Source organism: Streptosporangium sp. NPDC002544 (assembly GCF_040295965.1).
Lineage (GTDB): Bacteria > Actinomycetota > Actinomycetes > Streptosporangiales > Streptosporangiaceae > Streptosporangium.
Map to the genome: position 1 here is coordinate 68,380 of NZ_JBEOWJ010000028.1, position 12,129 is coordinate 80,508.

Annotated in this window: 9 protein-coding genes; 3 read left to right on the forward strand and 6 right to left on the reverse strand. The window is 71.8% G+C overall.

Features of this window, described 5'->3' with window-relative positions; translation table 11 throughout:
• Window positions 1–6 precede the first annotated feature (6 nt).
• From ABT061_RS34185 to ABT061_RS34195, 3 genes are read left to right on the forward strand one after another with little or no spacing between them, the layout of a single operon-like run.
• Window positions 7–762: a LamB/YcsF family protein gene (locus tag ABT061_RS34185; protein ID WP_350925831.1), complete on the forward strand. Its 756-nt coding sequence runs from the start codon at window positions 7–9 to the stop codon at window positions 760–762.
• A 10-nt stretch (window positions 763–772) separates the two neighbouring features.
• Complete coding sequence (locus tag ABT061_RS34190; RefSeq protein WP_350925833.1) at window positions 773–1,396, forward strand: 5-oxoprolinase subunit B family protein; 624 nt, start codon at window positions 773–775, stop codon at window positions 1,394–1,396.
• Window positions 1,393–2,280 carry a 5-oxoprolinase subunit C family protein gene (locus ABT061_RS34195; RefSeq protein ID WP_350925835.1) on the forward strand — a complete coding sequence of 296 codons (888 nt, stop codon included), beginning with the start codon at window positions 1,393–1,395 and terminating at the stop codon, window positions 2,278–2,280. The genes ABT061_RS34190 and ABT061_RS34195 overlap by 4 nt, the downstream gene beginning before the upstream one ends.
• 79 nt (window positions 2,281–2,359) lie before the next feature.
• Here ABT061_RS34195 and ABT061_RS34200 read toward each other — a convergent pair whose 3' ends face one another.
• The 6 genes from ABT061_RS34200 to ABT061_RS34225 form a co-directional block, all read right to left on the reverse strand.
• On the reverse strand, window positions 2,360–3,448 hold the full coding sequence (locus ABT061_RS34200) for a winged helix DNA-binding domain-containing protein (protein WP_350925837.1): 1,089 nt from the start codon (window positions 3,446–3,448) through the stop codon (window positions 2,360–2,362).
• Between the two features lie 134 nt (window positions 3,449–3,582).
• Complete coding sequence (locus ABT061_RS34205) at window positions 3,583–5,289, reverse strand: ABC transporter family substrate-binding protein (protein WP_350925839.1); 1,707 nt, start codon at window positions 5,287–5,289, stop codon at window positions 3,583–3,585.
• Window positions 5,290–5,341: 52 nt separating this feature from the next.
• Window positions 5,342–7,564: a dipeptide ABC transporter ATP-binding protein gene (locus tag ABT061_RS34210; RefSeq protein ID WP_350925841.1), complete on the reverse strand. Its 2,223-nt coding sequence runs from the start codon at window positions 7,562–7,564 to the stop codon at window positions 5,342–5,344.
• A gap of 4 nt (window positions 7,565–7,568) precedes the next feature.
• Window positions 7,569–8,477 carry an ABC transporter permease gene (locus ABT061_RS34215; RefSeq protein WP_350925843.1) on the reverse strand — a complete coding sequence of 303 codons (909 nt, stop codon included), beginning with the start codon at window positions 8,475–8,477 and terminating at the stop codon, window positions 7,569–7,571.
• 7 nt (window positions 8,478–8,484) lie between these two features.
• Window positions 8,485–9,468 (reverse strand): ABC transporter permease, encoded by a 984-nt coding sequence (locus ABT061_RS34220; protein ID WP_350925845.1) that lies wholly within the window; start codon window positions 9,466–9,468, stop codon window positions 8,485–8,487.
• Between the two features lie 123 nt (window positions 9,469–9,591).
• Window positions 9,592–11,955, reverse strand: a complete 2,364-nt coding sequence (locus ABT061_RS34225) for an AAA family ATPase (RefSeq protein WP_350925847.1) — start codon at window positions 11,953–11,955, stop codon at window positions 9,592–9,594.
• Window positions 11,956–12,129 lie beyond the last annotated feature (174 nt).

Consider the following 12,129-nt stretch of genomic DNA (forward strand, 5'->3'; position numbering starts at 1 on the left):
TGAGTCATGATGATCGATCTCAACGCCGATCTGGGCGAGGGCTTCGGGATCTGGCGGCTGGGCGAGGACGCGGCCCTGCTCGAACTGGTGACCAGCGCCAACATCGCCTGCGGGTTCCACGCGGGCGATCCGCTGACCATTCGCCGCACGTGCGCGGCGGCGATCGACCGGGGGGTCGCGATCGGCGCCCAGGTGTCCTACCGGGACCTGGCCGGGTTCGGCCGCCGTGAGATGGACGTCGACCCGGAGGAGCTCTGCGCCGAGGTGCTCTACCAGCTGGGGGCGGTGGACGGCATCGCCAGGGCGATGGGCGGCCGGGTCTCCTACGTCAAGCCGCACGGCGCGCTGTACAACCGGATCTGCCGCGACCCCGAGCAGGCCGGGGCCGTCGTGGCGGCGGTGGCCGACTACGACCGGGACCTGCCTCTGTTGACCCTGCCCGGCTCCGCCGTCCACGAGATCGCCGCCGGGGAGGGGGTCACCACGGTCGTCGAGGCCTTCGCCGACCGCGCCTACACCGGTGCCGGAACGCTGCTCTCCCGCCGCTCCCCCGGCGCCGTGCTGCACGACCCCGGTACGGTCGCCGCCCGTATGGTGCGGATGGTGACCGAGGGAGTGGTCGAGGCGGTGGACGGCTCGCTGGTCCCCGTCGAGGCGCGCTCGATCTGCGTCCACGGCGACACCCCCGGTGCGGTGCTGGTGGCCCGAGCCGTCCGCGACGGCCTGGTGGACGCCGGGGTGACGCTGAGGTCCTTCACTTGAGGGGCCGGTGGTGATCCGGCGGGCCGGGGAGCGGTCGCTACTGGTGGAGACCGGCTCGCTGGAGATCTCCCACCGGCTGGACGCCCTGCTGCGGGCCGATCGGCCGGCCGGGGTGGTGGAGATCGTGCCCGGCCCCACCACGGTCCTCGTCAGCGCGCCGGGGGCCGACCTGACGCGCCTGCGGGATCGGCTCCTTCACCTGCTGGAGACGGGGGCCACGATCGGCGTGGGTACCGCCTCGCCGGCGCCGGCCGTGACCATCCCGGTCGTGTACGACGGCGCGGACCTCGACGAGGTGGCCGCGCTGAGCGGCCTCTCCCCCGGGGAGGTGGTCGAGCGGCACACCGGGCGGGAGCTGGTGGTGGGCTGGCTGGGCTTCGCCCCCGGGTTCGCCTACCTCACAGGGCTGGATCCCGCGCTGCGCGTGCCACGGCTGGACACCCCGCGAACCTCGGTGCCCGCCGGATCCGTGGCGGTCGCCGGCCCCTACTCGGCGGTCTACCCCTCGGCCTCCCCCGGCGGGTGGCGGCTGCTCGGCCGCTCCACGACGGCGGTCTGGGACGTGACCGCCGACCCGCCCACCCTGCTCACGCCGGGGACGCGGGTGCGTTTCCTGGCGGTCGGCGGGCCATGATCGAGGTGATCGCGCCGGGGCCGTACGCCACGGTGCAGGATCTTGGCCGGCCCGGGTACGCCCATCTCGGGGTGCCCCGCTCGGGTGCCGCGGACGAGCCGAGCCTGCGGCTGGCCAACCGCCTGGTCGGCAACCCGGAGGGCGCCGCGGGGATCGAGCTGACCTTCGGCGGCGCCCGGCTGCGCTTCACCACCGGGACCTGGGTCGCCGTCACCGGGGCCGGCTGCCCGCTGGAGCTCCTGCGAGCGCGCGGGACTGCCGACGACGCGGCTCCCGGCGTGCCGGCCCTACAGGGGATGTGCGCGCCTTTCTGGGTGCCCGCGGGCGGCGAGCTGCGCACCGGGACGCCGGAAACCGGCCTGCGCACCTACATCGCCGTCCGTGGTGGCCTCGACACGCCCGTCACGATGGGGAGCCGGTCGGCCGACTCGCTGTCCGGGCTCGGCCCCGCCCCGCTCCGCGCCGGAACGGTCCTGCCCATGGGGCCGACGGACGGCCTGCCGCCGATCACCGTGGACGCGGCGCCCTCGCCGGAGCTTGGAGCCGGCGTCCTGCTTGTCCTGCCGGGTCCCCGGGAGGACTGGTTCGTCCCCGGAGCCCTGGCCACCCTGTGCGCGGAGCCGTACGAGGTCGGCCAGGACAGCAACCGGGTGGGCGTGCGAATGCGCGGCGCCCGCCTGGAACGGGCCCGGGACGAGGAGCTGCCCAGCGAGGGCATGGTGGCCGGGGCCGTCCAGGTGCCGCCCGGCGGCCAGCCGATCGTGTTCCTCGCCGACCACCCGCCGACCGGCGGCTACCCGGTCATCGCCGTGCTGACCTCGGCGAGCCTCGCCAGGGCCGCCCAGCTCCGCCCCGGCGACCGGGTACGCTTCCGCCGCGGCTGAACCGCTCCTCAGCGGAGCCGGCGGGAGGGCACTTCGGGCACGGGAGCCCCGGTCGTGACGGCTTTCGAAGCCGGAGCCGTCAGCGCAGCAGCTCGGACACCCGCTCGGTCTCGGCTGCGAGGGCCGCGGCGGGCACCTCCTCCAGGAGGTCGACGACGATCTTCTTGTCCTTGGCCTCCCAGATCCCGGCCACCCGGCCCTCGTGGATCACGACGGGGGAGATCCAGCCGGCGGCCCGGCTGACCCTCGCCTTCGCCTCGGCGGGCAGGAGGGGCTCCAGGTCACGAGGGGCGGCGAGGATGTACTGGTCGAAGCCTGGCAGGAGGTGGACCCCGGTGGCGGGCCGGGTGCCGGCCAGGTCGTCGAGGTGCTCGGCGAGCATGACCATCGGCCTGCCGCCGACCTCGATCTCGGCCAGCTCGGGGGTGAGGTCCCGGAACCAGCCGCGCAGCGTCGCCTTGCGGGCCGCCCCGCGGTAGAGCCAGCCGTCGAACGTCTCGGGGGTGCCCGGGCCGTGGGCACCGAGGAAGGAGCGGAGCAGGCGCACGCCGCCCTCCGCGGCCGAGGGGAGCTCCGCCGGCCAGCCGGGCACCCAGTCGCGGGGGCTGACGAAGGTCACCCTCCCCTCGCGTGGCGGGCCGTAGCAGAGCTCACCGAGGAAGCTCAGCGGCTTGAACAGGGCGCCCCAGCCGGAGGTGAGCGCCTCCTTCAGGTGGGCGTCGCCGGTGATCTCGATGACCCCGTCGACCAGTTCCTCGCGAGTGAGGGCGCGGCCGGCGAGCGCCTTGGGCACGGCGTCGAGGATGGCGGCGACCTCGGCGGCGGTGACCCCGTGGCCCCGCTGCCAGGAGCCCTTGTCCCAGTTGCGGAACGAGCCGAGGACGGCGGCGTAGGAGGCCAGCTCGTCGGCGGGGACGAGGTGCAGGGTGCCGCGTGCCGTCCAGGTCTTGACCAGGCTGCGGTCTCGCCACAGGGCATCGTCGATCTCATCGGGTCTCGGCCGCGCGCTCCGCACGGCCACCGCCAGGCCGGCGGAGGAGGCCACCTGCGCCTGCACCCCGGTGAGCCTGCGCACGACGGAGACCGTGTCCGGCCCGTCTGCCGGGTCCACGAACTGCCGCTTCAACCGCCACGCGAGCACCTGGGGCCAGGTAACCGAGATAACCATGGCCCACTTCTACACTCCGCTCCCGACAGAAAGCGCGCCCGTCCCGCTGCCGGGTGCCTCCCGGGCTCCTCGGGTATTCGGCCGCCTGAGGACCGCGAGACGCCCCGCCCGACCGGGCCACCCGCACGGCCGCGTCATCGGGTGAAACCGATGTCCTGGTACCTCAGGTCGTAGAAGCCGCGGGCGCCGAAGTTGGCGACCGTGCTCTTGACCGCGACGTTCTGCGGTCGCTGGTAGAGCGTCACCACGTTGACCGCCTGCCAGATGAGCTTGTCGGCGGCGTTGGTGTCGGCGATGGCCCGGCCGGGGGCGAGGGCGGCGGTCGCCTTGTTCATGGCGGCGTCGATCTGCGGGGAGCCGATGCGGCCGAGGTTGGCGTTCCACTGTCCGGTGTCGTCCGGGCGCCTGGTGGCGTCGGCGTACTGACCGTAGGCGCTGGAGACGGGAAACGGCGTGCCCATGTATGCGAAGGCGGTGATGTCGTAATTGCCGGGAATTATGTATTTGGTGAAGTAGTCATCGGTGGGTACCGACTGGAGAGTGACCCCGACACCGATCTGGGCGAGCATGTCCTGGACGAGTTCGGCCTCGGACTTGGTGAGCTGCAGGCTGGACGGCAGGACGAAGCGCAGGTTCAGCTCCCTGCCGTCCTTCCTTCTGATCCGCCCCTCCAGCTTCCAGCCTGCGGCGTCCAGCTCCCGCCCGGCTTGAACGGGGTTGTAAATACCTATCTCACCGGCGTTGTCCTGGTAGCCCTCCTGGGTGTTCATGAAGAAGTGGTTGTTCAGCAGGACGATCGGCCAGTCGAGGCCCTGGAGGTCGGACTGGGCGACGGCCTGGCGGTTGATGCCCATCGCCACGGCCCTGCGTACCCTCCGGTCGGACAGCAGGGCGCTCTCGCCGTTCATCGTGATGTGCCGGAAGTCGGGCCCGGCCGCCTGTCGCACGATCGCGCCCGGGGTGGCCTTGACACGCGCGTAGTCGGGCGCGGACGGACCGATGTCGAAGGTGTCGAGCTCACCGTTGCTGAAGGCCCCGACCAGTGCGTCGCTCTCCAGGGAGCGGTAGATGATCTGGTCCAGCTTGGCCCGTTCTCCCCACCAGCGGTCGTCCCTGGCGATGGTGACGGTCTTGGCGGTCGGATCGAACGAGACGAACCTGAACGGGCCGGCGGTCACCGGGATGCGGTTCAGCCAGGCGTTGTTGAACGCCTCGGAGGTGGCGTTGGTGCTTCGGGGGTACAGCGGCGCGAACAGCGACTGCCAGTCGCCGAAGGGTTTGGCGAAGGTCACCACGACCTGGTGGTCGTCCTTGCCCCTGGTCACCTTCTCGATGTCCTGGTAGCCGGTGGTGCTCGCCACCCGGTAGTCGCCGTTGCGGCCGTTCATCGCCTGCCACTGGGCCTGATAGTCCTCCCAGGTGATCGGAGTGCCGTCGGACCACCTGGCACGCGGGTCGAGGGTCAGGGTGACTACCTGCCTGGGGCCGTCCGAGGTGACCCTGCCCGCCGACAGGTAGTCGGTGTTCGGGGAGATCTGCCCCTTGGCGTCGGAGCGGAACGGCGAGGGCATGAGGGCGTCCATGACCTTCTTGACCGTCGCCAGGTTGCCGTCGACATGGTTGAGGTTCCAGTTGGCCGGATACTCGCTGAGCCCCCAGCGGAGCACCCCTCCGTCCACGACCCGGTCGCGGGCGACGGGGTTGACGTCGTAGGCCTTGATCGCCGAGATGGACCCGCTCCCCGTCCCGCCCCCGCCACCGCAGCCGGTCAGAACCGGCGAGACCGCCAGGACCACGGCCAGCGCGGTGGCGAGCGCGCCCACGCGCCGGATCGATGTCACTGTTTTCCTCCCGGAGGATACGACTGGGCGAACAGAAGGGCACTCGGCTGGATCATCCGGCGCCGAACCTCTCGGCGAAGTGGCACGAGACTCCGTGGTCGTCTCCGAGCCGGCGCACCTGGGGTTCCTCCTCCACACAACGCCTTCTGACGGTCTCGTCGAGGGACCTGAACAGGGGACAGCGGGTGCGGAAGCGGCAGCCGGAGGGAGGATCGGCCGGGCTGGGCAGGTCTCCCTCCAGCAGGATCCGCCTTCTGGAGCGTTCCATGACCGGGTCCGGCAGCGGGACGGCCGACAGCAGTGCCCGCGTGTAGGGATGCATCGGAGTGTCGTACACCCGGCCGGCCTGCCCGATCTCGGCGATCCTGCCGAGATACATGACCGCGACCCGGTCTGCGATGTGCCGGATCACGGCCAGGTCGTGCGCCACGAGCAGGTACGACAGGCCCAGGCGGGTCCTCAGCTCCGCCAGCAGGTTGAGCACCCCGGCCTGGATGGACACGTCGAGTGCCGAGACCGGCTCGTCCAGCACGACCAGCCGGGGTTCCAGGGCGAGAGCGCGGGCGATGCCGATACGCTGACGCTGCCCCCCGGAGAAGTCCTGCGGATAGCGGGCGGCGTGACCGGCCTCCAGGCCGACCATGCCGAGCAGCTCGCGGACCCTCGGCCCCACCTCGCGGCTGCCGTGCGTGCGCAGCGGCTCGGCGAGAATGTCGTAGACGGTCATCCTCGGGTCGAGCGAGGCCAGCGGGTCCTGAAAGACGACCTGCATGTCGCGCCGGACGGCCATCCGGTCACGGGTGCTCATCTGTGCGGTGTCGCGGCCCAGCACCGTGATCCCGCCGCTCTGCGGTGCGGTCAGTTCGAGGATCTCCATCAGGGTGGTCGTCTTGCCACAGCCCGACTCCCCGACCAGGCCGAGCGTCTCGCCCTCTCGGATGTCGAAGCTGACACCGTCCACCGCGCGGACCGTGCCGACCCGCCGCCGCAGGAGCCTCCCCTTCACCAGGGGATAGTGCTTGACCAGGCCCTCGACCGCCAGGACCACCTCACGCCCGCCACGCGGCCGTGGCCGCTCCCCGGCGACGGAACCGGCAGCGGGACCGACGGCGGGACCGACGGCGGGACCGGGGCCGGTCGCCTCCCCCGCGATGGCGCGCACACCGTAGATCTGGGCGGGTGACCACCCCCCCGCCTCGATCTCACCGGAGCGTATGCACGCCGCGAGGTGGCCGGGCGAGCCCACCCGTACCGGCTCGGGCTCGGACTCGGCGCACGCCGGGACGGCGATCGGGCAGCGCGGCTCGAACGGGCAGCCCGGCGGCAGCGCCGCCGGTGACGGCGGGCTGCCCTCGATGGGCACCAGCGGCTGCTCCCGGCCGCGGTCAAGGCGCGGGATCGAACCGAGCAGGCCCATGGTGTACGGCATGCGGGTGCGGTAGTAGACCTCGTCCACCGAGCCGACCTCGACGGGGCGCCCGGCGTACATGACGAGAACCCGGTCGGCGAACCCGGCCACCACCCCCAAATCATGGGTGATGATGACGATCGCCGCGCCCGTCTCCCGCTGCGCCGTCTTCAGCACCTCCAGCACCTGAGCCTGGACGGTCACGTCGAGCGCGGTGGTCGGTTCGTCGCAGAGGATCACGTCGGGGTCGTTGGCGATCGCCATCGCGATCACCGCGCGCTGGCGCATGCCGCCGGAGAACTCGTGCGGGAACGCCTTGGCGCGCTGCGCCGCGTTGGGGATGCCGACCAGGTCGAGCAGTTCGACGGCGCGCCTGGCGGCCTGCGCGGCGCCGATCCGCCGGTGGACGCGGACCGCCTCGGCGATCTGGTCGCCGACCCGGTAGACGGGGGTGAGCGCGGAGAGCGGGTCCTGGAAGACCATCGAGATGGTCTTGCCGCGGAACGCGGTGAGTGTCCTCTCCGGGGCGCCCAGGATCTCCTGTCCGTGCAGCCGCACCGACCCGGTGACGTGGGCGTGTGGCGGGAGCAGGCCCATCACGGCCAGCGAGGTGACCGACTTGCCGGAGCCGGACTCACCGACGATCCCGAGCACCTCGCCCGGACGGACCGCGTAACCCATTCCCCTGACCGCGCGGACCGCGCCGGGGCCCAGGCCGAAGGTGACGTCGAGGTCGCGCACCTCGAGCACGGGGTCGGCGGGCACGAGGTCGGTTCCGGCCCTCACCGGCAGGGGACCGGCCCCGGCGCCGCGCCCGCCGGTCCGGCCGCTCCGGGATCTCGCGTCCGCGGTTCGCTCGCCTGTCATCCGCTCACCCACCTCTGCGGGCCGTGGGGTCGAAGGCGTCGCGCAGGGAGTCGCCGACCAGGTTCACCGCGAGCACGGTGACGATCAACAGGCTCGCGCAGAACCAGAACGTCCAGGGGGCGTAGAGCGCCGTCTGGGCGCCGTCCGCGATGAGGCTGCCCAGCGAGACGTCCGGCGGCTGGATGCCGAAGCCGAAGTAGGAGAGGGACGTCTCGGTGAGGATCGCGGCGCTGACGTTCAGCGTGGCGTCGACGACCAGCAGCGAGGACATGTTGGGAATGATGTGCCGGAAGATGATCCTTGTCGGCGGCACGCCCATGAACCTGGCCGCCTGGATGAACTCCCGTTCCCTGAGCGAGATGGTCATGCTCCGGACGATCTTCGAGGTCACCATCCAGAGGAAGAGCGCCAGCACCAGCACGAACATCGGCCACTGTCCCCCGGCGAAGAGCGGGGACATGATCGCCAGGATCAGGAAGGCGGGAAGCACGAGCAGCAGGTCGGTCACCCAGGTCAGTGAACGGTCGGTCCAGCTTCCGAAGTATCCGGCGAAGGCACCCACCACGGCCGCGAGCGCGGTGCCGACCACCGCGGCGAGCAGGCCGACGACCAGGGACCTGCGCATGCCGCGCAGCGTGACCGCGTACACGTCGGCGCCGGTCTGCAGGGTCCCCCACCAGTGCTCGGTCGACGGCGGCGCGAGAAAGGCGGTGAAGTCCTTGGCGGTGTAGGTCCAGCGGGTGAGGTAGGGGCCGGCGAAGGCCAGCAGGAAGATCAGCAGGAGGAGCACGGAGCCGGTCCGGCCCCGGCCCGAGCGCAGGAGGCGGCCCATGACCACCCGCAGCCGTGAGGGCGCCTTGATCCTGTCCACGGACGCCCGCTGCTCGGTGAGCTCCTCCTCGGCGATGGTCATCTCCGGCTCACCCCACCCGGACGCGCGGGTCGAGGAGGGCGTGGAGCACGTCGGAGGCCAACGCGGCCAGCAGCACCGCCAGCGCGGCGAAGCAGCTGATCGCGGCGACGGTGTTGATGTCGTTGGTGGAGATCGAGTCGACCAGCTGCTCTCCCACGCCGTGCCAGCCGAAGATCTTCTCGGTGAAGGTGGTGCCGACCAGCAGCGCCCCGAAGGTGAAGGCGAAGTAGGTGACCGCCGGGATCAGCGCGGTACGCAGCGCGTGCCGGGTCAGCGCGGCGCGGCGGCTCAGCCCCTTGGCCATGGCCGTGCGGATGAAGTCGGCGCCGAGCACATCGAGCATCATGTTGCGCTGGTAGCGGCTGTAGACGGCGGCCAGGCCGAGCGAGAGCGACAGCGTGGGCAGCAGCAGATGCTGGATCCGGTCGATCCCGGCGGCGACGAACCCGCCCTGGAGCCCGGGGGTCGCCTCTCCGCTGACGAGGAGGATCTGGGCGCCGACGGCCTCGTTGAACCGGACCGCGGCGATGATCAGGATGTTGGCCAGCACCACCGTGGGGACCGCGAGGACGACGAAGGAGAGACCTGTCGAGAGCCGGTCGAAGGCGCCGTACTGCTTGACCGCGGCGTAGGCGCCGACGAGCACGCCGGTGACACTGCCGACGACCAGCCCGACCGTGATCAGGCGCAGGGTGACGCCGATCCGGCGCCCGAGGTCGTCGCCGACCGAGCCGCCGGCCACCGTCCTGCCGAAGTCGCCGCGCGCCAGGGCACCCGCCCAGGTCAGGTAGCGCTCGAAGAGCGGGGTGCGGTCGTTGAGGTTGAGGTCGGTGAGGCGGGCGTCGACGACCGCGGGGGGGATCGGCGGGTTGCGGCCCTCGTAGTTGGATCGCGGGTCGAGCGCGGAGGCGGCCAGCATGTAGGCGAGGCTGGTGGCCACGACGATCAGCACCAGATAGTTGAGCAGCCTGCGGGCAAGGAATCCCGCCATCTTTCCTCCTCCGGAGCCCCACCGCTGTCAGTGACCATCTTGCTACACTCAGCGACCGATGGGCTGCATAGCGTACCGAATCGGAGGGATCTCAGTGGACGATGGCGCCGGTCGGACCCGGAATCACTTTCCGGAGAGTTCGTCCACGGCGGCGCGCAGGTCAACGCTGGTGATGGTGGTCAGGTCGGCGGCGGTGGCGGTGGCACCGCCCAGGGCGGCCAGACGGACGTCCCTGCGCATCGCCGCGCGCTCGAAGAGCGAGCGCGCGAACCTGCCGTTGCCCAGGCCGTCGATCAGGCCCTCGTCGCAGACCCAGGCGAAGACCTCGGCCAGGTCACGCCGGGCGGCGTCGTCGAACCTGTCACCCGAGGAGTCGGCGAGCAGCACCGCGATCTCGGTGAGCTCCTCGGCGGAGTACGAGGGAAACCGCACCCGCTGGCTGAACCTGCTGCCCAGGCCGGGATTGGACGACAGGAAGGTGTTCATCTCCCGCTCGTATCCGGCCAGGATGATCACCAGCCGGTCGCGGTCGTCCTCGGCCCGCTTGAGCAGCGTCTGCACGGCCTCGGTGCCGAAGGCGTCGCCCCCGTTGTAGCCGGAGTTGACCAGGCCGTAGGCCTCGTCGACGAAGAGCACCCCGCCGAGCGCCCGGTCGACCAGCTCGTTCGTCTTGATCGCGGTGGCGCCGAGGTGCTGGCCGACCAGGTCGGCCCGCTGGGCCTCCACCACGTCGGGCTGGGCGAGCAGGCCGAGCGCGGCGAAGATACGGCCCAGGATGCGGGCCACCGTGGTCTTTCCGGTGCCCGGCGGCCCGGCGAAGACGAAGTGCCGCATCTGCGACGGGGTCGGCAGCCCCCGCTCCTGACGCATCTTGGCCACTCTGAGCTGCGCGGCGATCGCGTGCACCTGCCGTTTGACCGGTTCGAGACCCGCCATGCGGTCGAGGTCGGCCAGCGCCTCCTCAAGGGAGGGCGTGGCCTGGTAGCCCCGGTAGCGGGCGGTGAGCTCGTCGAAGGCCTTGACGACATCCTCCAGGGCCGTGGTGACCAGGTCCTCAGTGGTGGGCGCGCCGCCCGCCCCCACCACGCGCACGTCCCTGGCCTGCGCGGCGGCCTCCACGAGGCTGCGGACGAACCGGGCGTTGCCCAGGTCGTCGACCATCGAGCGCCGGTGGATGTCCTCGAATCGGGCGAGCAGCGCGGGCGCGGCCTCCGGTGACATCCGGTCTCCCCGGCGCCTCTGCAGCAACTCGGTGATCTGGAGCAGCTCATCGGGGGCGTAGCTGGGGAAGCGGACCCGGCTTGCGAACCGGCTGGACAGGCCGGGGTTGGACGACAGGAAGGCGGCCATCTCCTTCTCGTATCCGGCCAGGATGACGACCAGCCGGTCGCGGTCGTCCTCGGCCCGCTTGAGCAGCGTCTGCACGGCCTCCGCGCCGAACCTGTCCGGCTGGCCGTCACCGGAGTTGATCAGGCTGTACGCCTCGTCGATGAAGAGCACCCCGCCGAGCGCCCGGTCGACCAGCTCGTTCGTCTTGATCGCGGTGGCGCCGAGAAACTCCCCCACCAGGTCGGCCCGCTGGGCCTCGACCACGTAGGGGGTCTCCAGCAGGCCGAAGGCGTAGAAGATCTTCGCGACGGTCCTGGCCACGCTGGTCTTGCCGGTGCCCGGGGGGCCGACGAACACGAAGTGCCGCATCGGTGGCTCGGTGGAGTATCCGGCCTCCCTGCGCAGCCTGGCCGCCTCGATCGAGGCGGCGATCGAGCGCACCTGCTCCTTCACCGGGGCCAGGCCGATCATGGCGTCCAGCTCTCCGAGCGCCTCCTCCACCGAGATGGGCGGCGGCGCCTCCCGCTCGCCGGTCACGGCGGCGGGTGCGGGGGCACCGCCCCCGCGGACCCTGAGCCCCACCTGGCTCCGCTCCCCCACCGCCGACGCCGCCCGCACCCGGCGGGCCTGGAGGAAGCGCTGGACGAGCACCCCGGCCGCCACCGCGTACGCGGCCCAGATGGCGGTGACCGGCGCGATCCCGGGGATGACCGCGCCGAGCAGGACGGCCACCAGTCCGGCGGGCACCAGTGCCATGGCCGTGCTCACCCACGGGGTGACCCAGCGGATGAGGTGGGCCGCGCCGGCCACCAGGGCGGCGAGGATCATCAGCGCGGTCGGGATCGGCGAGTTCCAGCCGGACGCGCCCTGGAAGATCATCAGCACCGACAGCCAGGCGAGCACCACGAGCAGGGTGGCCGCGGCGCGGGGAAAGCTCAGGGTCAGCGCCGCGAAGCCGAGCAGCGTCAGCGTGACGAAGAATGTGTTGAGCACCGGCCAGCCGAGGCCGAACGCCAACCCGACCGCTCCGACCAGCACCGCGACGTAGATCAGCCTGCGCAGAGGCGGCGAGAGCCGGAAGTAGCCCAGCCGCACCCGCTCGAACAGATCCCGTGCGGCCGCGCGCCCCGCCGGCTGGGCCCTGCTGGATTCCCGCATCACGCCTCCCCGGTCCGCCCCCGGTTATACCGCACCGGGGGGACGTTTGCGCGTGCCTGGGCGTCGCGCCACGCCGCCGCGCGGGCACGATCAGATATGTGGACGAGAACGGATGAAATCCACGTTCGAGGTAGCGAGCTGCGACCGGTGCCGCACCGGTGGCCACACCCTTCC